The organism is Microbacterium lacticum (assembly GCF_006716815.1).
Lineage (GTDB): Bacteria > Actinomycetota > Actinomycetes > Actinomycetales > Microbacteriaceae > Microbacterium > Microbacterium lacticum.
The window spans coordinates 44717-68179 of sequence record NZ_VFPS01000007.1 but is presented as its reverse complement, the minus strand read 5'-3'; the positions used below and the strand labels follow the sequence as shown (position 1 = coordinate 68179).

The window sequence follows — 23463 nt, the reverse complement described above, 5'->3', positions numbered from 1 at the left end:
CATGCCGCACCGCCTCCGCCCGCACGCCCGTCCGACGGCGCGGGCCTGCCTCGCCGTCGGTGTCGTGGCGCTGGCCGCGGCCCTGGTGACCGGCTGCGCCGGCACCCCCGACCCGAGTCAGTCGGAGCCGACGGCATCATCGGATGCCTCGGCATCCGCGGCGGCCACCCCGACCCCGGGCCCCTCGCTCGCGCCGTTCCCGATGGGACCGTCGACCTCGACGACGGCGCTTCCCGCCGACCTCCCGCAGGGGTGCCGCGACCTGCTCGACGCCGACGTGCTCGCTCAGCTCGACGGGGTGCCGCTGAACGCCGAGGGCATGGGCGGGGGCATCCGTTCCGACAGCTCCCGCGTGTGCGTCTGGGGCGAGCCGGGTGCCGCGGCGACGTGGTTCGTCACGGTCATCGGCTACTCGCCCGACCGCGAGGCGCGCGACGCGCTGTACGAGCTCGGCAACGAGGGCTACACGTGCTACGAGCCGCGTGGCGGCATCCGCTGCGAGTCGACGTGGGAGAGCGGCACGCTCCCCCTGCAGCAGGGCCGCACCCTGTTCTACCGCGACGGCGTGATCGTCGACACGCAGTTCTCGAACCTCGCGCCGGCGGGGTACACCGACTCGGTCATCGACGCACTCTGGCCCGCGGCCACCACGCCCTGAGCCTGCCGACGCGCGGTCAGCCCCAGATGCGGTCGCCGGTGCGGCTGACGTAGCCGGCCGGATGCCACGCCGACTCGCTCGTCGACAGCCACAGTCCGCCCCCGGCCTCGATCGTCTCGGTGAGGTCGCCGTCGGTGCGGGTGCAGCGGGTGCGCTCGTCCACGCTCTCGCACGTGAATCCCGAGCCCGGCAGCGACGCCGCCGCGATCGCGCCGGCGTCGGGCGGCACCGTCGCGAGCGTCGTCGAGACGGTGCCCGCGTCGGCGTGCCAGAAGCAGGTGAGCTGCACGTCGGGCGAGAGCGCGGAGACGAGGGCGGTCGCGGTGGTGACGGGGGCGTCCTTCGACGGCGTCAGCACGGCGCCGCGGGTGAAGCGCATCGTCGCCCACAGCGCCTCGTCGTAGAGCGCGGGGCACTCCGTGGGCAGCGCGCCCTCCTCGCCCGCGGCGACGGGCGCCGACGTCGGGGCGGTCTGCGAGGTGCCCTGCGCGGTGTCCACGGTGGTGCCGAACCAGGTCATGGATGCCGGGATCAGCGGCAGGGCCAGCGCGGCGAGCACGCCGAGGATCGCGAGGCAGCCGACGCCGACCACCCACGCGAACGCGGCATTCCTGCCTCCGACACGAGCCATGCCCTCACGCTAACCCGCCGCCGTGCGCCCCTCCCCGCACGCGCCCGCGAGCCGCCCAGATCGAGGGAGACCCGCCCGGAACCCCACCCGCAGACGCCGAAGGACCCCGGGATGTCCCGGGGCCCTTCGGTGCGATCAGACCAGGCTCAGTTGTAGGTGCCCGGCGTGAAGTCGTCGGTGGTGAAGCTGTCGAAGTCGACGTAGCTCAGGTCGTCGCCCGAGTACGCGCCGTCCGAGGCGAAGATGCGGTTGGGGTACCGCTCGCTCTTGGCCTCCTCCGTCGCCTCGACCGTGACGTTGCGGTACTTCGCAAGCCCGGTTCCGGCGGGGATCAGCTTTCCGATGATGACGTTCTCCTTGAGGCCGACGAGCGGGTCACTCTTGCCCTCCATGGCCGCCTGGGTGAGCACGCGGGTCGTCTCCTGGAAGGATGCCGCGGACAGCCACGACTCCGTCGCCAGCGACGCCTTGGTGATACCCATGAGCTCCGGACGGCCCGACGCGGGACGCTTGCCCTGCGCCACGGCCTCGCGGTTTATCTGCTGGTAGCGCTTGAAGTCGACCAGCTCACCGGGGAGCAGATCGGTCTCGCCGTGGTCGACCACGGTGACCTTCCGCAGCATCTGGCGCACGATGACCTCGATGTGCTTGTCGTGGATCGGCACACCCTGCGAGCGGTACACGCCCTGCACGCCGCCGACGAGGTACTTCTGCACCTCGCGGGCACCCTGCACACGCATGACCTCCTTGGGGTCGAGCGTGCCGACCTGCAGCGGCTGACCCACCTCGACGTGCTGGCCGTCCTCGACCAGCAGCGTCGCGCGCTTGAGCACGGGGTAGACGTACGGCTCGTCGCCGTTGTCGGGCGTCAGGATGACCTTCTTGGCCTTGTCGGTCTCATCGATCGTGATGCGACCGGCGGCCTCGGCGATCGGGGAGGCACCCTTCGGGGTACGCGCCTCGAAGAGCTCCTGCACGCGCGGCAGACCCTGGGTGATGTCGTCGGCCGAGGCCGAGCCACCCGTGTGGAAGGTACGCATGGTCAGCTGCGTGCCGGGCTCACCGATCGACTGGGCGGCGATGATGCCGACCGCCTCGCCGATGTCGACGAGCTTGCCGGTCGCGAGCGAACGGCCGTAGCACTTCGCGCACACGCCGACCGCCGAGTCACAGGTGAGGACCGAGCGGACCTTGATGGTCTCGACACCGGCATCCACCAGCTTGTCGATCAGCACGTCGCCGACGTCCTCACCGGCCGAGGCGACGACCTCGCCCGAGGGGGCGACGACGTCCGCGGCCAGCGTGCGGGCGAACACCGAGTTCTCGACGTTCGCGTCGCGCACCAGGGTGCCGGAGGCATCCGGAGCGGCGATCGTGAACTCGAGGCCCTTCGTCGTGCCGCAGTCGTCCTCACGGATGATGACGTCCTGCGAGACGTCGACCAGGCGACGCGTCAGGTAGCCCGAGTCGGCGGTACGGAGGGCCGTGTCGGCGAGGCCCTTACGGGCACCGTGCGTCGCGGTGAAGTACTCCGCCACCGACAGCCCCTCGCGGTACGAGGAGATGATCGGACGGGGCATGATCTCGCCCTTGGTGTTGTTGACGAGGCCACGGATGCCGGCGATGTTGCGGATCTGCAGCCAGTTACCACGGGCGCCCGAGGACACCATGCGGTTGATGGTGTTGTCCGCGGGGAAGTTCGCCTTCATCGCGGCCTGCACCTCGTCGGTCGCCTCGGTCCAGATCTTGATCTGCTCCTGACGACGCTCGGCGTCGGTCACGAGACCCTTCTCGAACTGTGCCTGGACCTTCTGCGCCAGCTTCTCGTACTTGGCGATGATCTCGGCCTTGTTCGGGGGCGTGAGCACGTCCGAGAGCGCGACGGTCACACCCGAGCGCGTGGCCCAGTAGAAACCGGCGTCCTTGATGCGGTCGAGCGAGGCCGCGACCTCCACCTTCGGATACTCCTCGGCGAGCTTGTTGACGATCTGCGACAGCTTGCCCTTGTCGGCCTGCTCGCGCACGAACGGGTAGCCCTTGGGAAGCGTGTCGTTGAAGATCGCCTGACCGAGCGAGGCATCCACCAGCCCGTGACGCTCGTAGCCCTCGGGGGCTTCGCCCTCGAGGAACGTCAGGCCGGGGATCCGGATGCGCGCCTTCGCCTGCAGGTCGAGGGTGCCCTCGTCCTTCGCGAGGATGGCCTCGCCGACCGAGCCGAACACGCGACCCTCGCCCGCGGCGCCCTCCTTGACCGTGGTCAGGTGGTGCAGGCCGATGATCATGTCCTGCGAGGGCAGGGTCACCGGGCGGCCGTCGGACGGCTTCAGGATGTTGTTCGACGCGAGCATGAGCACGCGGGCCTCGGCCTGGGCCTCGACCGACAGCGGCAGGTGCACGGCCATCTGGTCACCGTCGAAGTCGGCGTTGAACGCCGCGCAGACGAGCGGGTGCAGCTGGATGGCCTTGCCCTCGACGAGCTGCGGCTCGAAGGCCTGGATGCCGAGGCGGTGGAGCGTGGGCGCACGGTTCAGCAGCACGGGGCGCTCGCGGATGACCTCCTCGAGCACGTCCCACACCTCGGGACGGGTGCGCTCGACGGCGCGCTTGGCCGCCTTGATGTTCTGCGAGTGACCGAGGTCGATCAGGCGCTTGATCACGAACGGCTTGAAGAGCTCCAGCGCCATCTGCTTGGGCAGACCGGCCTGGTGCAGCTTCAGCTGCGGGCCGACGATGATGACCGAACGGCCCGAGTAGTCCACGCGCTTGCCGAGCAGGTTCTGGCGGAACCGGCCCTGCTTGCCCTTCAGCATGTCGCTGAGGGACTTCAGGGGGCGGTTGCCGGTGCCGGTGACGGGACGACCACGACGGCCGTTGTCGAACAGCGCGTCGACGGCCTCCTGCAGCATCCGCTTCTCGTTGTTGACGATGATCTCGGGGGCACCGAGGTCGATCAGCCGGCGGAGACGGTTGTTGCGGTTGATGACGCGGCGGTATAGGTCGTTCAGGTCGCTGGTCGCGAAGCGGCCACCGTCGAGCTGCACCATCGGGCGCAGCTCCGGCGGGATCACCGGGACGACGTCGAGCACCATGGATGCCGGGGACATGCCCGTCTGCAGGAACGAGTTGACGACCTTCAGGCGCTTGATCGCACGGATCTTGCGCTGGCCCTTGCCCTCGGAGATCTGCAGGTGCAGGGACTCCGCCTCGGCGGCCAGGTCGAACGCCTGCAGGCGACGCTGGATCGACTCCGCGCCCATGTAGGCCTCGAAGTACTGACCGAAGCGGTCCTGCAGCTCCTGGAAGACGTCGTCCTCCTGCTTGAGCTGGCCGACGGAGAGGTTCCGGAACTCGTCCCACATGCGCTCGAGCTTGGCGACCTGGTCGTCCGCGTTCTTGCGGATCGACGCCATCTCCTTCTCGGCGGCGTCCTTGACCTTCTTCTTCTGGTCGGCCTTGGCGCCCTCGTTCTCGAGAACGGCGAGCTCCTCCTCCAGCTTCGCCAGGCGAGCCGCGACACGCGAGTCACGACGGTCGGCGAGGTTCTTGATCTCGAGGCGCAGGTTGGCCTCGTGCGTCGGCATGTCGCGGTGACGGGCCTCTTCGTCGACCGAGATCACCATGTAGGCGGCGAAGTAGATGACCTTCTCGAGGTCCTTCGGCGCCATGTCGAGCAGGTACCCGAGGCGCGAGGGCACGCCCTTGAAGTACCAGATGTGGGTGACGGGGGCGGCGAGTTCGATGTGGCCCATGCGCTCGCGACGCACCGAGGACTTGGTGACCTCGACGCCGCAGCGCTCGCAGACGATGCCCTTGAAGCGGACACGCTTGTACTTGCCGCAGGCGCACTCCCAGTCGCGGGACGGACCGAAGATCTGCTCGCCGAACAGACCGTCCTTCTCGGGCTTGAGGGTGCGGTAGTTGATGGTTTCGGGCTTCTTTACCTCGCCGTAGGACCAACGACGGATGTCGTCGGCGGTGGCGAGACCGATGCGAAGCTGATCGAAGGTGGTGGACTCGAGCACTGGTTCTCCTGTGTTCGTAACTCTGTAAGCGGGTGCCGCGGGTCAGATCTCGTCGATGGACGAGGACTCGAACCGGGTGGAGATGTTGATGCCGAGCTCTTCCGCCGCGCGGAAGGCCTCGTCGTCGGTGTCGCGGAGGTTGACCGCCGTGCCGTCGGCCGAGAGCACCTCGACGTTCAGGCAGAGCGACTGCATCTCCTTCATGAGCACCTTGAAGGACTCGGGGATGCCGGGCTCCTGGATGTTCTCACCCTTGACGATCGCCTCGTAGACCTTGACGCGTCCGACGATGTCGTCGGACTTGATCGTGAGGAGCTCCTGCAGCGCGTACGCGGCGCCGTAGGCCTCAAGGGCCCACACCTCCATCTCGCCGAAGCGCTGGCCGCCGAACTGCGCCTTACCACCGAGCGGCTGCTGGGTGATCATCGAGTACGGGCCGGTCGAACGGGCGTGGATCTTGTCGTCGACCAGGTGGTGCAGCTTCAGGATGTACATGTAGCCGACCGAGACGGGCGCCGGGAACGGCTCGCCGGAGCGGCCGTCGAACAGCTGCGTCTTGCCCGACGAGTCGATCAGTCGCTCGCCGTCGCGGTTGGGCAGCGTCGAGTCGAGCAGACCGGCGATCTCGGCCTCGTACGCACCGTCGAACACCGGGGTGGCGACCTTGGTGCCGGGGGTTGCCTCACGGGCGGCCTCGGGCAGGTGCGCGGCCCACTCGGGGTTGCCGTCGACCTTCCAGCCCTGCTTCGAGATCCACCCGAGGTGGGTCTCGAGCACCTGGCCGAAGTTCATGCGGCCGGGGATGCCGAGCGGGTTCAGCACGATGTCGACGGGGGTGCCGTCGGCGAGGAAGGGCATGTCCTCGACGGGGAGGATCTTCGCGATGACGCCCTTGTTGCCGTGGCGGCCGGCGAGCTTGTCGCCCTCGGTGATCTTGCGCTTCTGGGCGATGTAGACCACGACCCGGCGGTTGACGCCCGAGCCGAGCTCGTCGTCGCCGTCCTCGGCGTTGAACTCCTTGACGGCGATGATCGTGCCCTGCTCGCCGTGGGGCACCTTCAGCGAGGTGTCACGGACTTCGCGGCTCTTCTCGTTGAAGATGGCGCGCAGCAGGCGCTCCTCGGCGCTCAGCTCGGTCTCGCCCTTGGGCGTGACCTTGCCGACGAGGATGTCGCCGGGGCGGACCTCGGCGCCGATGCGGATGATGCCGCGCTCGTCGAGGTCCTTCAGCAGGTCGGGGCTGACGTTGGGGAGGTCACGGGTGATCTCCTCCTTGCCGAGCTTGGTGTCACGGGCATCCACCTCGTACTCCTCGATGTGGATCGAGGAGAGGGTGTCGTTCTTGACGAGGTCCTGGCTGAGGATGATCGCGTCTTCGAAGTTGTGACCCTCCCACGTCATGAACGCCACGAGGAGGTTCTTGCCGATCGCGAGCTCGCCGTTCTCGGTGGCGGGGCCGTCGGCGATGACCTCGCCGACCTCGACCCGGTCGCCCGCCGAGACGATGACGCGCTGGTTGTAGGAGTTGCCCTGGTTCGAGCGGTCGAACTTGCGCAGGAAGTAGTCCTTCGTGCCGCCCTCGTCGAGCTGCACGGTCACGACGTCGGCCGAGACCTCCATGACGACACCGGCCTTGTCGGCGGTGACGACGTCACCGGCGTCGATGGCGGCGTAGCCCTCCATACCCGTGCCGACGAACGGCGAGTCGCTGCGCAGCAGCGGCACAGCCTGACGCTGCATGTTGGCACCCATGAGGGCGCGGTTCGCGTCGTCGTGCTCGAGGAACGGGATGAGCGAGGTGCCCACCGACACCATCTGGCGCGGCGAGACGTCCATGTAGCCGATCTCGTCGGCGTGGAACATGTCGACCTCGCCGCCCTGGCCGCGACGGGCCAGCACGCGCTCGGTCGCGAACGAGCCGTCCGCCTTCAGCTCGGCACCGGCCTGGGCGACGATGTAGTCGACCTCTTCGGATGCCGTGAGGTAGTCGATCTTGTCGGTGACCTTGCCGTCCTCGACGCGGCGGTACGGCGTCTCGATGAAGCCGAACGCGTTGATGCGCGCGAACGAGGCGAGCGAGCCGATGAGGCCGATGTTCGGGCCTTCCGGCGTCTCGATGGGGCACATGCGGCCGTAGTGCGACGGGTGGACGTCACGGACCTCGACGCCCGCGCGCTCACGCGACAGACCACCGGGGCCGAGGGCCGAGAGGCGACGCTTGTGGGTCAGACCCGCGAGCGGGTTGTTCTGATCCATGAACTGCGACAGCTGCGACGTGCCGAAGAACTCCTTGATCGCGGCGACGACAGGGCGCACGTTGATCAGGGTCTGCGGCGTGATCGCCTCGATGTCCTGCGTCGTCATGCGCTCGCGGACGACACGCTCCATGCGCGACAGACCCGTGCGGACCTGGTTCTGGATGAGCTCGCCGACGGCGCGGATGCGACGGTTGCCGAAGTTGTCGATGTCGTCGACGTCGAGACGGATCTCGGCGGGCTTGCCGGCGCGGACGCCCGGGATCGACGCGTCGCCGCGGTGCAGCGCGACGAGGTACTTGATCGTCGCGACGATGTCCTCGACGGTCAGGACCGAGTCGCTGAGCGGCTTGTCGAGGCCCAGCTTCTGGTTGATCTTGTAGCGACCGACCTTGGCCAGGTCGTAGCGCTTCGGGTTGAAGTAGAAGTTGTCCAGTAGCGCGCGGGCGGCCTCGGCGGCGACCTGCTCGCCCGGACGGAGCTTGCGGTAGATGTCGCGGAGCGCATCCTCCTTGGTGAGGATGGTGTCCTTCGAGAGCGTGTCCTCGATGGACTCGTAACCGGCGAACTCGTTCAGGATGTCTTCACTGGACAGGCCCAGGGCCTTCAGGAACACCGTGACCGACTGCTTGCGCTTGCGGTCGATGCGCACGCCCACCTGGTCGCGCTTGTCGATCTCGAACTCGAGCCACGCACCGCGGCTCGGGATGACGCGCGCCGAGACGATGTCCTTGTCACTCGTCTTGTCGGGGGTCTTGTCGAAGTAGACACCCGGCGAGCGGACGAGCTGCGAGACGACGACACGCTCGGTGCCGTTGATGATGAAGGTGCCCTTACCGGTCTGGAGCGGGAAGTCGCCCATGAAAACGGTCTGGGTCTTGATCTCACCCGTGAGGTGGTTCATGAACTCGGCCTCGACGTACAGCGGGGCGGCGTAGGTCTTGCCGCGCTCCTTGCACTCCTCGATCGAGTACTTCTCGGGCTCGAGGTACGGGTTCGTGAAGCTCAGCTGCATCGTCTCGCCGAGGTCTTCGATCGGGGAGATCTCCTCGAAGATCTCCTCGAGCCCGCTGATCTCGGGCACGTCGGTGCGGCCGGCGGCCTTCGCCTCGGCGACGCGCGCCTTCCAGGCGTCGTTCGCGACGAGCCAGTCGAAGGACTCCGTCTGCAGAGCGAGCAGATCGGGAACCTCGAGGGTGTCCGTGATCTTGGCGAACGACAGGCGCGAAGCGCCGCGGCCGTTCTTGGGGGGGGTGGTGGAATTGGTTGCGTTGGGCGCAGCAGCCAAGGGGATTACCTCCATGAGCCCGGGCGGGGGGCTGGTTTCCTTGTCGTCAGGTGGAGTGCTCCGTTCCCACGCCCGCCACGCGCCGCCGGGTCTTACGAACGGCGGGGTATCTGCAGGCGCACGCCGACCACCATATGAGGGCATGGGGGAAGGGAGCGCAAAGACCTACTATAGCCCCCGCGACGCGCCATGGCAAGCAGAATCCTTGACGAGTTTCGACGGCTGCGGTATAACCGCGCGAAAGCGCACGTTCGCGGAGGCGCTAGCGTGGAGCGCATGGCCCGCGCCCACGTCGAAGAGCCCGCCCAGGCGCGCCTCGGCGACGGCAGCATCGCCCGCGTCGTGCCGAGCCGGTTCGCGGGCGGCTTCGAGCTCGAGGTCGCCGGCACGCCCCAGTCGCACGTCGATCTCGACGATCCGACGCACCTGCACTTCGAGTACGTCGCGCGCATGGCCGCCGTGATCGACCGGCTGCGGATGCCCGGGCAGCCGCTCACCGCGATCCACCTCGGCGGCGGCGCCCTCACCCTCCCCCGCTACCTCGCGCACACCCGGCCCGGCTCGCGCCAGCAGGTGATCGAGCTCGAGCAGCCGCTGATCGATCTCGTCCGCGCCGAGCTGCCGCTGCCGCGCGGCGCGCAGGTGCGGGTGCGGATCGGCGACGCGCGCGAGGTCGCCGCGAAGCTCCCCGCCGGGCTGCAGGGCGCGGCCGACCTCGTCGTCTCCGACGTGTTCGCCGGCGCGCAGACCCCGGCCCACCTGACGACGCTCGAGTACTACCGGGTGCTGGCGGGCCTCCTCGCCCCCGGCGGCGTGCTGCTCGTCAACGTCGCCGACGGCGCGGGTCTCGCCTTCGCCCGGCGCCAGGTCGCGACCGTGCGGGCGGTGCTCGGCGAGGTGATCGTGCTCGCCGAGGTGCAGACCCTGAAGGGCCGGCGCTTCGGGAATCTGGTGATCGCGGCATCCGCCGACCCGCTCCCGGTCGAGTGGCTCCCCCGCCTCATGGCCGCGGGGCCGCATCCGGCCAAGGTCGCCCAGGGCGACGAGATCGGCGCGTTCGTGCGGGGCGCCGCGGTGGTGACCGACGCCGACGCCACCGCGTCGCCGAAGCCGGCGGCATCGCTGTTCGAACGCTGACCCGCTCGTTCTGGGCGGCGCGCCGAGGCGGCTCGGCCGCTCGGCGAGAAGGCGGGTGAGACTGGGAGGGCGAACCGCACGTGCGCGAAGGGGGATGCCGGTGAGCTACATCCAGGGATACGACCCGCAGACCCTGCGCGAGATCGTCGACGTGCCGCAGTGCCGTGAGCGCCTCGCCGATCTCGGCGACCAGCGGTCGCTGCCGGCACTGCTCGAGCGCGTGTGGCTGCTGAAGGTCACGGGCGAACTCGACGACGCGCTGCGCGTCTCGGAGCAGTCGGTGCGCGTCGCCCGGATGGGCGGCCCGCGGAAGGACCTGCTGCGCTCACGGGTGCTGCACGCGACCGTGTTGCAGTGCCGGGGCGCCTACGCGGCCGCGATCCAGGAGCTGACCACGTGCGCCGAGGAGGCCGAGGGGCAGGGCTGGGCGGCGCTCGCGGCGTTCGCCTACCAGCACCGCGGAAAGGTGTTCTACGACACCGACGACTTCGTCAATGCGCGGGCCGATTTCAAGCGGGCGCTGTTCCTGCGGCAGGAGGCGGGGGCTCCCGAGGACGAGCTCGAGTCGACCCTCGTCGCGATCGAGGCCGCCGAGCGACGCCGTGCGGGTGCACCGGTCGTCAGCTGAGTGTCGTACGTCTGTTCTAGCTTTTCGGACATGACCGTGAAGCACCGAGATGTCTGACCTGCAGGCCGTGCGCCGCGAGGCCGAGAGCCTGATCGCTGCGCACCTGGATGCCACGTGGTCGTTCGCGTTCGACAACGCCAAGCGTCGGGCGGGTGCCTGCGACTACACCCGGCGGCGCATCACCGTGTCGCGGTACCTGAGCGCCCGCTACGACGACGAGACCAACCGGCAGACCCTCTTGCACGAGGTCGCGCACGCCCTCGCGGGCGCCCGCGCTGGGCACGGCGCGGCGTGGAAGCGGGTCGCGCGCTCGCTCGGCTACACGGGCGGCACGACCCATCACGGCGAGACGGCGACCGAGCTCGCCCCGTGGGTGGGCGTGTGCCCCAACGGGCACGTCGCCTACCGGCACCGCCGCGCGACGCGGGCGACCTCGTGCGCCCTCTGCTCGCCGACCTTCGGCACGAGCTACCTGTTCACCTGGACGCGACGCGAGATCACGCCCGCCACGCGCCTGGCCGCGATGACCCCGCGGGACGCGCCCCGGCGATGAGGGCGCGGGGCTGAAGCGGTCTGGGGCCGGTCGGGGTCTTGGCCAGCGGGCGCCGGTCAGAGCGCGACGAAGACGCCTTCGCGCAGCACGGGCACGGCGGTCGAGGCATCCAGCTCGGCCGCGGCGCGCACCTCGTCGTGGGCGCCGCGCTCGGCGAGCTCCTGCCCCGATCCGCTCGCGGCGAGGAGGTGCCGCCTCGCGGCACGGAGCCCCCGGAACGCCTCGCCGGCGGCCGCGGCCTCGGGGGAGGTGTGGTCGATGCCGCGCACGCCGAGGGCGTCGACGATCGCGCCGGCGCCGAGCAGGTCTTCGACCGCGAACCGGCGAGCGGTGCGGGCGGCGGCACCCGCGTCGGCAGGGACGAGTTCGTCGCCGGCGATCAGCGCGATGCTCGTGCGCGCGCCGCGGCGGCGCTGCTCGTCGGCGATGGCCTCCGCGACCGCCGACGCGTTCCGCAGACATCCGAGCAGCACGATCGGTGCCGGATCGAGCGCGGCGGCCGCGCGGGAGGTCGCCGCGCCGTTCAGCGAGACGGCGTGCGCCGCGGCATCCAACGGCACGGCGCCCCCGGCCGCGACGCGCGTCGTCACGATCGATGAGAACCGGAGCACGTCGACCACGACGACGACGTCGGATGCCGCGAGCCGCGCGAGCCCGTCGTCACCCCATTCGAGGCGCACCTGATACCGCGACTGATCGAAGGGGGAGCTCACCCTTCCAGGCTAGGCGCCGTCGCCGGGTTCCCTCGCCGTCGACTTCCGAGGGCGCGGTGCGAGACTGGGCGCATGCGGATCATGCTGAAGCTCATCCTCGACTGCGACGCCGACGCCGCCTGGCGGGCGCTCCACTCGCCGCGCGCGATCGCCGATCTCTACGGACCGCTGCTCGATCTCGCCCCGATGGACGCGGCGGGCATGCCCACGCGCCTCGAGCCGGGCGCCGACGTGCCGGTGCGGATGACGCTCGGGGCGGTGGGCGGCGACGGCGCGCGCGGCGGCCTCCCCCTCGGCGATCAGCTGATCCACGTGAGCGAGCGCACCGTGCGCGACACCCGCGGCGCCGTGCGGATCTTCCGCGACAGCGGCATCCCGCTCACCGGCCCGCTCGCCGCGCTCGACGTGTGGGACCACCAGATGGCGGTCAGCCCCGGGCCGGGCGACGGCACCCGCACGCTCTGGCGCGAGCGCCTCGTGATCGGCGGCCGGGCGGCGCCGGCCCTGTGGCCCGTGCTGTGGGCGACATGGCAGTGGCGCGGAGCGCGGCTGCGGAGCCTCGCGCGCACGTGGGCGCACGACCCCGAGCTCGCCGGCGGCGCGGCTGACGACGCCGCCGAGGACGCTCGGTAACGGGGTACGGCCGGGACGTCCGCCGCAGACGACGTCCGCCGCGGAAGACGTCCGCCGCGGAAGACGTCTGCCGCACAAAACAGGGATGCCGCGGTCGAAGCCTGCCCGCGGCATCCCGCACATCGGCGCGTCGCGCGGCACCCGAAGCCGCGAAGCGATGCCGCCGGGATCTATTCGGCCAGCGCCTCGACGGCGGTGACCCGGGTCGCCACACGCGTGGGCACCACGGCCGCGACGACGGTGAGCACCGCGGTGGCGCCCACGACGACGAGCACCGGCAGCCAGGGCACCGCCGGCGCGACCAGCGTCGGCGCCTCCCCCGCGGGCGGCACGCGCACCGCGCCGAGGAGCGACTGCGCCGCGATCCAGCCGTAGAGGATGCCGAGGACGAGGCCGAGCGCGAGCGACGTGATGGTCACGTGCACGGCTTCGAGCAGCACCACCCGCCGCACCTGCCGCGAGGTCAGCCCGAGCGCGCGCAGGAGGCCCAGCTCGCGCCGACGCTGCACGACGCCGATCGTCAGGAGGTTCACGAGACCGACGGCCGCGATGACCGCCGAGACGGCGACGAGGCCCATCATGATGGCCGCGAAGGTGTCCATGAGCTGGTTCATCTCCGCGGGCGGCTCGCCGCCGGCCGAGGCGGAGAGCACGGCCTTCACCGACTCGTTCGCCACGGCGAACATCACGACGAGGGTGACGCCCATCACGACGCCGATCGCCATGCGACTCGACCGCTCGGGGTAGCGCAGCGCGTTCTCCGCCGCGAGACGCGCGGCCGCCGACCGGCCGAACAGGCGCCCGGTGAGGCGCAGCAGCGGCGGCATGATCAGGACGGCGGCGAGCGCGAGCCCGGTGAACGACAGCACTCCGCCGAAGAACGCGACGACGACCCCGAGCGGGCTGACGAGTCCGACCACCACGCCGAGCGCGAGCAGCGCCGCGCCGAAGAGGAGGAGGAGGATCGCGCCGACGCGGCGTCCGCGCGCGCCGGCGAGATCGTCGTGCGAGCGGGGCGTCGACCCCGAGATCGCCTGCAGCGGCGTCACCGCGAGCACCCGCCGCGAGCCCGACCAGGCGCCGGCCCAGGTCGTCAGCGCGACGACGACCGCGGGGATGACGAGAGTCGGCTGCAGCACGGCGTAGTCCGAGGTGATGCCGAGCGAAGCATCCGCCCACCGCAGCAGCACCGCGGCGGCGGCGGTCCCGCTGACGAGCCCGATCACGGCGCCGATGACGCCGACGGCGAAGCCCTGCCCGGCGACCGTGCGACGCTGCGAGCGCGCGGTCGCGCCGATGAGGCGCAGGAGCGCGATGGTGCGGGTGCGTCCGGCGATGATCGTCGCGAACGTGTTCGCCGTCACGATCGACGCGACGTAGACCGCGACGCCGACGAGCAGAACGCTCAGCACCCCGATGATCGCTGTCACCATGTCGCTGCCGCCGAGCGTGGGGTCGGCCGCGAGCCAGGCGCCGATGTAGCCCGTCGCGCTCAGGAGCAGCACGCCGAACGCCGTCGAGATCGCCGCGACGAGCACCGTAGCGCCCATGCCGCGCTCGCGCAGCCACGCCCCCGAGCCGGCCCCGCGGGGCGCCGCGCTGCCGGATGCCACGTCGGGGGATGCTGAGGTTCGCGGCGCGGCGGGCGCCCGCCGCGTCACGGGGGCGCTCACGCCGACACCTCGGCCGCGAGCATGAACGCCGCGATCTGCTCGGCGCTCTGGCGCGGCTTGTCGGCGACGACCCGCCCGTCGCCGAGGAAGAGCACCCGGTCGGCGTGCGAGGCGGCGACGGCGTCGTGGGTGACCATCGCGATCGACTGACCGTGCTCGCGGCTGGCCGCGGCGAGGAGCGTCAGCACCTCGCGCCCGGCGCGCGAGTCGAGGTTGCCGGTCGGCTCGTCGGCGAAGACGAGGTCGGGCGCGGTCGCGAGGGCCCGGGCGATCGCGACGCGCTGCTGCTGACCGCCGGACAACTGGTGCGGGCGGTGGTTCAGCCGGCCGCCGAGCCCGAGCGTGTCGACGAGACCGTCGATCCGTGCGCGCTCGAGCGCGGTCGGGCGACGCCCGTCGAGGTCGAACGGCAGCAGGATGTTGCCGATCGCGTCGAGGGCCGGGACGAGGTTGAACGCCTGGAAGACGAAGCCGACCCGCCGGCGGCGCAGCAGCGTCAGTTCGAGGTCGGACAGGCCCGTGATCTCGCTGTCGCCGATCCAGGCACGTCCGGATGTCGGGGCATCCAACCCCGCCATGATGTGCATGAGCGTCGACTTGCCCGAGCCGGAGGGCCCCATGATGGCGGTGAACTCGCCGCGACGGATGCCCACGGTGACGTCGTCGAGGGCCGCGACCGAGGTCTCACCCGCGCCGTAGGTCTTGCTGAGGTTCTGCACGCGGGCCGCGAGCCCGAGCTGAGTGGTCGTGATCTCCATGCCTTCGACGCTACGAACACGGCGGCATCGCGCGCGTCGGTCTGCGGGTCGCACTCCCGTACATCTCGAGGATGATCTCGCCACGCCCTGAGAAACCACTTCGCGAGCGAGAAGCCACGCGTGCCGTGGTTTCTCGCGGTAGAGGCGGGACGGGCGCGGGCGACGGGGGGCGCGGGCGGCGGGGGCGAGGCGGGGCGGGCGCGGGGTCAGGCGAGGCCGTGCTCGAAGGCGAAGACGACCAGCTGCACGCGGTCGCGCAGACCGAGCTTGGCGAGGATGCGGCTGATGTGTGTCTTCACCGTCGCCTCGGAGAGGAATTCGCGCTGGGCGATCTCGGCGTTGGACAGTCCGCGCGCGGCGAGCGCGAAGATCTCGCGCTCGCGCTCGGTCAGCTCGGCGTAGGAGGGCGGCACCTCCGCGGTCGCGGGGCCGGCGAAGTGGGCGAACAGGTCGCGCGTGGCCGATGCGGCGATGACGGCCGACCCGGCGTGCACGGTGCGGATCGCGGCGAGGAGGAACTCGGGGTCGGCGTCTTTCAGCAGGAACCCGCTCGCCCCCTGCTGGATGGCGCGGGCGGCCGCCTCGTCGAGGTCGAACGTCGTCAGCATGACGATGCGTGGCGGCGCGGCGCCCGGCGCCCCGTCGGCGAGCAGCTCGGCGGTCGCGGCGAGGCCGTCCATCACGGGCATCCGGATGTCCATCAGCACCACGTCCGGCCGCGCGGCGCGCACGACGCGCACGCCTTCGGCCCCGTCGCCCGCCTCGCCGACGACTTCGAGGTCGGGCTGCGAATCGATCACCATGCGGATGCCGGCGCGGAAGAGCGCCTGGTCGTCGACGAGCACGACGCGGGTCGGTTCGGTCATGCGCCGCCCTCCCGGGGAAGCGCGGCGCGCACGACGAAGCGGCCCGCACCGTCGGGGCCGGCTTCGAGGGTGCCGCCTACGAGCTGCGCGCGCTCGCGCATGCCGATGAGCCCGTGCCCGCGCGCGGCGCCGTCGGGCGCGGCCGCCGCACCGATCGGGTTGGTCACGACGACCTCCACCCGCTCATCGTGCCACGAGAACCGCACGTCGACACGGCCGCCGCGGGCTCCCCGGTCGCCCACGGCGCCGTGGCGGAGGGCGTTGGTGAGCGCCTCCTGCAGGATGCGGTAGACCGCCAGCTGCAGGGATGCCGCGGTCTCGCCACGCGGCATCGGGTCGACCTCGACGGCGAGGTCGACGCCCGCCGCACGCACCTGCGCGTAGAGCTGTTCGAGGTCGGCGAGGCTCGGCTGCGGCCCGTCGGCCTGCGTGTGGCGGAGCTGCGTGAGGAGCATGCGCACATCGGCCAGCGCAGCGCGCGCGGTCTGCGAGATGGTCCCGAGCGCGCTCGCGGCGGCGTCGGGATCGGCGGCCGCCGCGTAGCGCGCGCCGTCGGCCTGCGCGATGACGACCGCGAGCGAATGGGCCACGACGTCGTGCATGTCGCGGGCGATGCGCGTGCGCTGCGCCTCGGCGGCGGCCTCGGCCTCGGCGAGCTGCTGCGCGTGCCAGTTCTCGCGGGCACGGATGCCGGTGCGGACGAGCGCCCCGATGGTCCAGGCGAGCAGCAGCGCGAGTGCCGACGCGACGAAGGTCATCACGAAGGCGAAGACGTGCGTCGCGACCGAGGAGGGTTCGCGGTCGCCGGGGACCTGCACGAAGCCCGGGACGATGAGGTACAGCGTCATCGCGGCGGCGCCGCCGAGCGCCGAGGCGAAGCCCGCCCAGAACACCCGTCGGGTGCCGTAGGCGGCGGTGGTGTAGAGCACGGGAAAGATCGCGAGGTTCGCCGGCAGCGGCGGCAGCCCGGTGGCCATCTGGACGAGCGCCGCGCCCCACGAGATCGCGAGGGCGAGGGCCGGAGAGCGGCGTCGCAGCGCCAGCGCGACCGCATAGACCGCCGTCAGCAGCACCGCCACGACGGCCGCCACCCGCTCGTCGACGACGCCCGACCCCACGCCCGAGGATGTCCACGGGATCAGCGTCGCGGCGAGCGCGAACAGCCCGAACAGGGCGGCGACGACGATGTCGACGCGCTGCTGCGTGCGGGTGAGCGGGCGGAACACGCTTCGACGCTACGCGAGTGGGCGCGGCGCGGCATCCGCCGCGGGATGTATCCGCCGTCGCGCGGACCGCGTGCGGCGGGCGCGGGCGCGCGGGCTGAGGCTGGCGCTGGGGCTGCCGGCGGTCGTGGCGGGCGGCTCCGCGGATCAGTCGCCCGCGGCGGGCACGAGCGGCCGGTGCTCGTAGAAGGTCTGCAGCACGACGGTGGTGCGGGTGCGCACGCCCGCCGCGTGACGGATGTCGCGCACGAGGTCTTCGAGGGCGCGCGGCGAGGCGACGCGCGCGAACAGCATGTAGGCGGCGTCGCCGGCGATGGAGTGGCAGGCCTCGATGGCGCCGAGGTGCTCGAGGAGCTCCGGCGCATTGTCGGGCTGGGCGGGGTCGAGCGGCGTGATCTCGATGAAGGCGGCGAGCGGACGACCGACCGCCTCGGCGTCGACCGTGGCGCGGTAGCCGGTGATCACGCCGCGGGCCTCGAGACGCTTCAGGCGTGCCTGCACCGCCGACACCGACAGGCCGACCGCGGCGGACAGGTCGGCGAGCGTCGCCCGACCGTCGCGGGACAGCTCGGCGACGATTCTGGTGTCGACAGCATCTTCCATACATGAAATACTAACGGCGTTCTTACACTCTCGCAGGAAATATTCCTGCACATCGTCGATCGGAGGTTCACATGTCGCTCGCCACTTCGTCCGCGACGTCCATCATCGGAGAACCCGAGGTCGTCGAGGACGGCCGATCCCTCGACCAGCAGCCCGCGTGGCTCGCGCTGAAGACGGCCGCCACGTCGCTGCACGACCTGCAGGCGCAGGACGGATCGATCCCCGACGGAGGCGACCACGAGCGCGCACGCGCGCTCGCGGCGACGATCACCGCGGCGATCGGCGCGCTCGCACCGCTCTTCCCGCACGACGAGGCCTACCTCGCGGCATCCGTCGTCGATGTCGACCGCTGGGCGGACGGCGGCTTCGGCGTGCCCGACTTCCTCGACTCGCTCGTCGCGTTCCAGCCGCAGCAGCACCGGGTCGACGGGCTGGCGCACCTCGTGGTCTTCCCGATGTACACGCAGAACGGCTCGCGCAATCGGTTCGTCGAGGCGGTGCTCTGCGAGGTCATCTGGCCCGAGCTGATCGCCGACATCGAGCAGACCTACACGAACGGCCTGTTCGTGAGCCTGCGGCTGATCGATTTCACGCCGGGATACGACACGAACTCGGCGGTGCTCTTCCCCGAGACCGTCGCGATCCGCGAGATCCCCGCGTTCACCTGGGGCGCGATCTTCCAGGACCGCGAGGCCGCGCGCTTCCGCCGCGTCGTCGGCGCGGCGGCCGAGGTCACGAAGCTCGACGTGCCCGCGGGCACGGCGCGCCTCCTCGCCGACCAGCACCTCGCCGAGGAGACGTTCGTGATGTGGGATCTCATCCACGATCGCTCACACATGCGCGGCGACCTGCCGTTCGACCCGTTCATGATCAAGCAGCGGATGCCGTACTTCCTGTACTCGCTCGAGGAGCTGCGGTGCGATCTCACCGCGTTCCGCGCGTGCGTGACGCTCGGCGAGCGGACCGACGCGGTCGGCGATCGCGCGCGCCTCGTGCAGGAGGCGGTCATCTTCGACCGGATCTTCCGGTTCGCGATCACGGGGTCGCGGGTGCGAAACTACGACGGTCTCGGCGGTCAGCTGCTGTTCGCGTGGCTGCACCAGCGCGGGGTGCTGCACTGGACCGACACGCAGCTCGCGTTCGACTGGAACGAGGTGCCGGCGGCCGTGCTCGCACTGTCGGATGCCATCGACCGCCTGTACTGGGAGTCGATCGATCGTCCGAAGATGGCGCACTGGCTCGCCGCGTACGACCTCGTCGCCTCGGCGCTGACACCGCATCCCGCCTCGCAGTGGGAGCGCGGGCTGCCGGACGAGGTGCTCGCGGGGGCGCCGAAGGGGTACACCGACGCGGTGCTCGACGACGAGTTCCCGCTGTCGATGTTCTTCGAGGCGCTCGACAAGAAGATGCAGGGCGTCATCGCCTCCACGGCGGGGATCACGGGGCGGGATGCCTGAGACGCCGCACGGCGTGCGGGGCCGCACGGTGCTCGTGGCGGGGGCCACGAGCGCCAGCGGCCACGCCGCCACGGGCGCGCTCATCGCGGCCGGCGCGACGGTGATCGCGGCCGGCCGCGACGAGGCCCGACTCGCGCCGCTGGGGGCGCTCGGCGCGCGCACCGCCGCTCTGGACCTCGCCGACGCCGCCTCCGTGGAGGCGTTCGCAGAACAGGTGGATGCCGAGGGCGTGCGCCTCGACGGGATCGTGCACCTCGTCGGCGGGTGGCGCGGCGGGGGCGGTCTGCCCGGACAGACCGACGCGGACTATCGCGCGCTCGAGGCGGGGCTGACCGCGCTCCGCCACGTCACGCGGGCTTTCTGGGACGACCTCGTCGCCTCTCCCGCGGCGCGGGTCTCGATCGTGTCGTCGACGGCCGTGGCGCGCCCGCTGGCCGGCGGCGCGAACTACGCCGCCGTGAAGGCGGCGGAGGAGACGTGGGTGCGCGCGATGGCGCAGGGTTTCGCGAAGGCGGCGCGCGAGGCCGGGGAGCCGCTGCGGGCGGCGGCGGTCGTGTTCCGCGTGCGGGCGCTCGCCGGCCTCGAAGACGATCTCGCGGCGCGGGTCGTGCGTCTGTGGGATGCGGCGGCGGACGAGATCAACGACACCGTGATCCCGCTCGGGGACTGATCCGGATCACTCCTGACTCGACACGCCCCCACGCGCCTGCGTCGCGGACGCGGGACCGGGTGGGCGTGCGGGCGGTCGAGGCGAGGATCGCGGCGATCACCATCGCGATGCCCGCGAAGACGAACACGAGGGCGATGCCGCGCGCCTCGCCGTCGCCGAGCAGCCAGCCCCAGGCCTGCCGGCCCACGTCGGTCTCGAGGTACGGGATGATCCAGAACTGCGCGATCGGGGCGATGAGGAACGAGGTGATGGGCGCGGCCGAGACCTCGAGCGCGGTCGCGGCGCCGAACACGCGCCCCTGCTTCTCGAACGGCACGACCTTCTGGATGACCGTCTGCTCGGCCGACTCGACGACCGGGATGAGCATCATGTAGAGCCAGATGCCGCCGGCGTAGAGCCACCACCAGTCGCGCAGTGTGAAGACGGCGCCGAGCACGCCCATCAGCGCGACCGCGAGCAGCAGAGTGCGGATGGGATTGCGGCCGAGGCCCTTCGCGGCGACGACGGCGCCGCCGATGATGAAGCCGGTCGACGACACGGCGAGGACGACGCCCCAGATCTCGACGGGGAACAGCTCCAGCCCGTACGGGGCCATGAGGGCCATGTACACGCCGCCGATGAGGTTGTTGAACGTCGAGAAGATGATGAGGGCGAACAGTCCGGGAACGGCGCGGATCGCCGCGACCGCGCCGCGGACGTCGACGAACGCCGCCTTCCCCGTTCGCTCCGGGTCCTTCTCGGGGATGCGCAGCGCGAGCAGGTGCACGAGCGCGACGACGGTCAGCCCGATCGCGATCGCGAGCGTCCATCCCATGCCGAGGAGGCCCACGGAGAAGCCGGAGAGCACGCTCGTGACGAGGAACGCGAGGCCGCCCACGGTGCCGACGAGTCCGTTGGCGTTCGCGTGCGGTGTTGACGAGCACGTGCAGGAACGTGCGCATGCCGTTCGGCGGCACCGTGCGCGCGGCCGCTGCCGACGCCTCCGGCACGCTCTCCCCCGGCTCCTCGGACATGCCGACACGGTAGCGCCGCCCTCCGACATCGGACACCCCTGGCGTCGGACAGTGCCCGGACGCGCGAACTAGGCTGGATGCCCGTGACCACCCTGCATGACACGGCCGTGCGCGGCTTTGCGAGCGACAACTACTCCGGCGTCCACCCCGAGATCCTCGCGGCGATCGCCGCGGCGAACGACGGCCATCAGATCGCCTACGGCGAGGATGCCTACACGGCGCGTCTGCAGGAGGTGTTCGCCCACCACTTCGGTGCGGGCGCGCAGGCCTTTCCGGTCTTCAACGGCACGGGCGCGAACGTCACGGGGCTGCAGTCGATGCTGCCCCGCTGGGGCGCGGTCATCGCGGCATCCACCGCCCACATCAACGTCGACGAGGGCGGGGCGCCCGAGCGCGTGGCCGGGATCAAGATCCTGAACGTGCCCACGGACGACGGCAAGCTGACGCCCGAGCTCGTCGACCGCGAGGCGTGGGGCTGGGGCGACGAGCACCGCGCGCAGCCGCTCGTCGTGTCGATCACGCAGTCGACCGAGCTCGGCACGCTGTACACGCCCGACGAGATCCGCGCGCTCGCCGATCACGCGCACGAGCGGGGCATGCGCCTGCACCTCGACGGGGCGCGACTGTCGAACGCGGCGGCCGCCCTCGACCTGCCGCTGCGCGCGTTCACGACCGACGTCGGGGTCGACGTGCTGAGCTTCGGCGGCACGAAGATCGGCGCTCTGGGCGGCGAAGCCGTCGTGGTGCTCGACCCCGCGGCATCCGACGGCCTGCTGTTCCTGCGCAAGCTCAACATGCAGCTCGCGTCGAAGATGCGGTTCATCTCGGCGCAGCTGATCGCCCTGCTCGAGCCGACGAGCGACCCCGCCGGAGAGCTGTATCTGCGGAGCGCCCGGCACGCTAACGCAATGGCGCAGCGCCTGCGCGCCGGCGTCGAGGCGGGCCTCGCCGACGGGTCGATCGCGGGCGTCGCGTTCACGCAGCCGACGCAGTCGAACGGCGTGTTCGCGACGCTCCCCGACGGTGTCGCCGAGCGCCTCCGCGCGGCGTTCCGGTTCTACGACTGGGACGCCAGCCGCAACGAGGTGCGCTGGATGTGCTCGTTCGACACGACCGAGGCCGACGTCGACGCGTTCGTGGCGGAGCTCGCCCGGCTCACCTGACCGGCGCGGGCGGGGCGGCGGCCGCCGGGCTCACCGGCCCGGGCGGGGCGCCCGGGCTGTCCGGTCCGTCCGCCGCTCAGGCCTCGGTGGTCTCGTCGAACCCGGAGTCGGTGAGCGGTGCGGGCTCGGGAGCCGCCGCGTCGATCACGGCCGCGGCCGAGTCGCCCGCGCCCTCCGAGCGCATGAGCTCCTTGACCTCGGACATGAAGCTCGTCAGCTGCTGCTGCTGCCAGCGGAGGTTCCGCGTGCGGTCCTCGGCGTCGCGCAGCACCGACTGGGAGTGCTGGGTGACCGTGTCGATGATCTTCTGCGCCTTCGTGCTCGCGCGGTCGAGGATCTCGCGCGAGCGGAGCTTCGCGTCAGCCTCGAGCTGCTGCGACTGCGCCCGCATGAGCTTGTCGAAGTCGTCGGCCTTCGCGGTGATGCGCTGGGCGTGCTCGATCGAGGCGGCGACCTGGTCGTTGGCGTCCTTCGTGATGCGCTCGGCGTGCGCGACGGCCTGGTTGTGCAGCATGAGGAACTCCTGCTGCGCGTCGTCCTGCCGGCGCGTGAGCGCTTCTTCGAACTCGAGGGCGCGCATCCGCTGCTCGCGCACGGCGTCTTCGGCCTCGGCACGCGCCTGCTCGCTCTCCCGGGCGACGAGGGAGCGCAGCGCCGCCGCGCCCTTCTCCGCCTCGGTGCGGATCGCGGCGGCCTCCTGATCGGCCTGGGCCACCTTCTCGGCGGCGTGGGCGGCTTCGCGCTCGAGCTGCGCGCCGTGCGCGGTCAGCTCGGTGTCGATCCGCAGCCGTGCCTGCGCGGCATCCGTCTCGGCCTGCGAGCGCAGCGTGTCGGCGTCGGCCTGCGCGGCGGCGCGCTGCGCGGCGATCTCGTCGCGGGCGGCCTCGAGCAGGCGGTCGGCCTGCACGCTGGCGTTCTTGATGATGACGGATGCCTGGTCTTCGGCCACCCGCAGCACCTCTTCGAAGCGCTCACGGCCCTTCGTCGACTCGTCGGCGGCGTTGACGAGCTCGTCGGTGAGGGTCTGCACCTTGTCTTCGGCGTTCGTGGAGCGCGCCTGCTCGACCGCGAGGTCGGCCTCGAGGCTCGACAGCTTCGCCTCGAGCTCGTCGATGGTCGACAGGTGCGTCTTGATCGTGACGGCCGCGCGGCGGTACTTGTCCTTCAGCTGGGCGAGCTCCTCCGAGCTGCCGCTCTGCCGGCGGGTGAGCTCGGCGATCGCCGCGTCGACCTCGGCCTTGTCGTACCCGCGGAACGTCGTCGTGAACTCCGCCTGACCGCCGGTGCTCGTTCGCGCCGCGCTGCTCCCCGCCGCAGAGCCGGCACCGGCCATCAGCTCGTCGAACGGCGACACCGACGAATCGTCTGCATCGGCGCCCCGCGCTCCGGCGTTGTCGTGGTTTTCGGGCAGGTCGGACACGGGCACTCCGCTTCGAGGCAGGCGCCGGAGGCGCCGGGGTGGGGATGGCGGCTCGGGTCAGCCGACACCACGAATCGTACCGGAACGACGGCGTGTTCC

At 71.3% G+C, this 23463-nt stretch carries 18 protein-coding genes and 1 pseudogene; 8 read left to right on the top strand and 11 right to left on the bottom strand.

Features of this window, described 5'->3' with window-relative positions:
- Position 1: 1 nt before the first annotated feature.
- Positions 2-658, top strand: a complete 657-nt coding sequence (locus FHX68_RS14215) for a hypothetical protein (RefSeq protein ID WP_141380762.1) — start codon at positions 2-4, stop codon at positions 656-658.
- 16 nt (positions 659-674) lie between these two features.
- Here the strand turns inward: FHX68_RS14215 and FHX68_RS14210 are convergent, their stop codons facing one another.
- The 3 genes from FHX68_RS14210 to rpoB form a co-directional block, all read right to left on the bottom strand.
- Positions 675-1289, bottom strand: coding sequence for a hypothetical protein (locus FHX68_RS14210; protein ID WP_141380763.1), 615 nt, complete (start codon positions 1287-1289; stop codon positions 675-677).
- A gap of 146 nt (positions 1290-1435) precedes the next feature.
- Positions 1436-5311, bottom strand: a complete 3876-nt coding sequence (rpoC, locus tag FHX68_RS14205; RefSeq protein ID WP_141380764.1) for a DNA-directed RNA polymerase subunit beta' — start codon at positions 5309-5311, stop codon at positions 1436-1438.
- A 42-nt stretch (positions 5312-5353) separates the two neighbouring features.
- On the bottom strand, positions 5354-8854 hold the full coding sequence (gene rpoB / locus FHX68_RS14200) for a DNA-directed RNA polymerase subunit beta (RefSeq protein WP_141380765.1): 3501 nt from the start codon (positions 8852-8854) through the stop codon (positions 5354-5356).
- Between the two features lie 276 nt (positions 8855-9130).
- Between rpoB and FHX68_RS14195 the strand changes: the two genes are divergently transcribed.
- The 3 genes from FHX68_RS14195 to FHX68_RS14185 all read left to right on the top strand — a co-directional run bounded on the left by FHX68_RS14195 (position 9131) and on the right by FHX68_RS14185 (position 11172).
- Complete coding sequence (locus tag FHX68_RS14195; protein WP_141380766.1) at positions 9131-9991, top strand: spermidine synthase; 861 nt, start codon at positions 9131-9133, stop codon at positions 9989-9991.
- A gap of 100 nt (positions 9992-10091) precedes the next feature.
- On the top strand, positions 10092-10619 hold the full coding sequence (locus FHX68_RS14190) for a tetratricopeptide repeat protein (RefSeq protein WP_141380767.1): 528 nt from the start codon (positions 10092-10094) through the stop codon (positions 10617-10619).
- Between the two features lie 49 nt (positions 10620-10668).
- Positions 10669-11172 (top strand): SprT-like domain-containing protein, encoded by a 504-nt coding sequence (locus FHX68_RS14185; protein ID WP_141380768.1) that lies wholly within the window; start codon positions 10669-10671, stop codon positions 11170-11172.
- A 56-nt stretch (positions 11173-11228) separates the two neighbouring features.
- Here the strand turns inward: FHX68_RS14185 and FHX68_RS14180 are convergent, their stop codons facing one another.
- A complete protein-coding gene (locus FHX68_RS14180) occupies positions 11229-11885 on the bottom strand; it encodes a 2-phosphosulfolactate phosphatase (protein WP_141380769.1) in 657 nt (218 codons plus the stop codon).
- A 72-nt stretch (positions 11886-11957) separates the two neighbouring features.
- On the opposite strand from FHX68_RS14180, the gene FHX68_RS14175 reads away from it, so the two are divergent.
- On the top strand, positions 11958-12518 hold the full coding sequence (locus FHX68_RS14175) for a hypothetical protein (RefSeq protein WP_141380770.1): 561 nt from the start codon (positions 11958-11960) through the stop codon (positions 12516-12518).
- Between the two features lie 170 nt (positions 12519-12688).
- Here FHX68_RS14175 and FHX68_RS14170 read toward each other — a convergent pair whose 3' ends face one another.
- From FHX68_RS14170 to FHX68_RS14150, 5 genes are all read right to left on the bottom strand, one after another.
- Positions 12689-14068: an ABC transporter permease gene (locus FHX68_RS14170; RefSeq protein ID WP_141380771.1), complete on the bottom strand. Its 1380-nt coding sequence runs from the start codon at positions 14066-14068 to the stop codon at positions 12689-12691.
- A 119-nt stretch (positions 14069-14187) separates the two neighbouring features.
- Complete coding sequence (locus FHX68_RS14165) at positions 14188-14949, bottom strand: ABC transporter ATP-binding protein (protein ID WP_141380098.1); 762 nt, start codon at positions 14947-14949, stop codon at positions 14188-14190.
- Positions 14950-15155: 206 nt separating this feature from the next.
- The gene (locus FHX68_RS14160; RefSeq protein WP_141380097.1) at positions 15156-15815 is read right to left on the bottom strand and encodes a response regulator; all 660 of its coding nucleotides are present in this window, start codon (positions 15813-15815) and stop codon (positions 15156-15158) included.
- A complete protein-coding gene (locus FHX68_RS14155; RefSeq protein ID WP_141380096.1) occupies positions 15812-17041 on the bottom strand; it encodes a sensor histidine kinase in 1230 nt (409 codons plus the stop codon). The genes FHX68_RS14160 and FHX68_RS14155 overlap by 4 nt, the downstream gene beginning before the upstream one ends.
- A gap of 144 nt (positions 17042-17185) precedes the next feature.
- The gene (locus FHX68_RS14150) at positions 17186-17641 is read right to left on the bottom strand and encodes an Lrp/AsnC family transcriptional regulator (RefSeq protein WP_141380095.1); all 456 of its coding nucleotides are present in this window, start codon (positions 17639-17641) and stop codon (positions 17186-17188) included.
- 71 nt (positions 17642-17712) lie between these two features.
- Between FHX68_RS14150 and FHX68_RS14145 the strand changes: the two genes are divergently transcribed.
- Both FHX68_RS14145 and FHX68_RS14140 read left to right on the top strand, forming a co-directional pair.
- Positions 17713-19098, top strand: a complete 1386-nt coding sequence (locus FHX68_RS14145) for a DUF6421 family protein (protein ID WP_141380094.1) — start codon at positions 17713-17715, stop codon at positions 19096-19098.
- Entirely contained in the window at positions 19091-19768 is a 678-nt protein-coding gene (locus tag FHX68_RS14140) for an SDR family NAD(P)-dependent oxidoreductase (protein ID WP_141380093.1), read from the top strand. The genes FHX68_RS14145 and FHX68_RS14140 overlap by 8 nt, the downstream gene beginning before the upstream one ends.
- Here the strand turns inward: FHX68_RS14140 and FHX68_RS14135 are convergent.
- Positions 19737-20675 (bottom strand): annotated as a pseudogene (locus FHX68_RS14135) (MFS transporter); the annotation flags it as partial. The gene FHX68_RS14140 and the pseudogene FHX68_RS14135 sit on opposite strands and share 32 nt — an antisense overlap.
- 189 nt (positions 20676-20864) lie before the next feature.
- On the opposite strand from FHX68_RS14135, the gene FHX68_RS14130 reads away from it, so the two are divergent.
- Complete coding sequence (locus FHX68_RS14130) at positions 20865-21944, top strand: threonine aldolase family protein (protein WP_141380091.1); 1080 nt, start codon at positions 20865-20867, stop codon at positions 21942-21944.
- Between the two features lie 76 nt (positions 21945-22020).
- Here FHX68_RS14130 and FHX68_RS14125 read toward each other — a convergent pair whose 3' ends face one another.
- Positions 22021-23364, bottom strand: coding sequence for a DivIVA domain-containing protein (locus FHX68_RS14125; RefSeq protein WP_229661540.1), 1344 nt, complete (start codon positions 23362-23364; stop codon positions 22021-22023).
- Between the last annotated feature and the right edge of the window lie 99 nt (positions 23365-23463).

Excerpts from the sequence above, each read along its gene's own strand:
- FHX68_RS14215 (WP_141380762.1), top strand. The coding sequence starts at position 2 with ATGCCGCACCGCCTCCGCCCGCACGCCCGTCCGACGGCGCGGGCCTGC.
- FHX68_RS14210 (WP_141380763.1), bottom strand. The coding sequence starts at position 1,289 with ATGGCTCGTGTCGGAGGCAGGAATGCCGCGTTCGCGTGGGTGGTCGGC.
- FHX68_RS14195 (WP_141380766.1), top strand. The coding sequence starts at position 9,131 with ATGGCCCGCGCCCACGTCGAAGAGCCCGCCCAGGCGCGCCTCGGCGAC.
- FHX68_RS14185 (WP_141380768.1), top strand. The coding sequence starts at position 10,669 with ATGTCTGACCTGCAGGCCGTGCGCCGCGAGGCCGAGAGCCTGATCGCT.
- FHX68_RS14175 (WP_141380770.1), top strand. The coding sequence starts at position 11,958 with ATGCGGATCATGCTGAAGCTCATCCTCGACTGCGACGCCGACGCCGCC.
- FHX68_RS14170 (WP_141380771.1), bottom strand. The coding sequence starts at position 14,068 with ATGGGCGCTACGGTGCTCGTCGCGGCGATCTCGACGGCGTTCGGCGTG.
- FHX68_RS14165 (WP_141380098.1), bottom strand. The coding sequence starts at position 14,949 with ATGGAGATCACGACCACTCAGCTCGGGCTCGCGGCCCGCGTGCAGAAC.
- FHX68_RS14160 (WP_141380097.1), bottom strand. The coding sequence starts at position 15,815 with ATGACCGAACCGACCCGCGTCGTGCTCGTCGACGACCAGGCGCTCTTC.
- FHX68_RS14150 (WP_141380095.1), bottom strand. The coding sequence starts at position 17,641 with ATGGAAGATGCTGTCGACACCAGAATCGTCGCCGAGCTGTCCCGCGAC.
- FHX68_RS14145 (WP_141380094.1), top strand. The coding sequence starts at position 17,713 with ATGTCGCTCGCCACTTCGTCCGCGACGTCCATCATCGGAGAACCCGAG.
- FHX68_RS14140 (WP_141380093.1), top strand. The coding sequence starts at position 19,091 with ATGCCTGAGACGCCGCACGGCGTGCGGGGCCGCACGGTGCTCGTGGCG.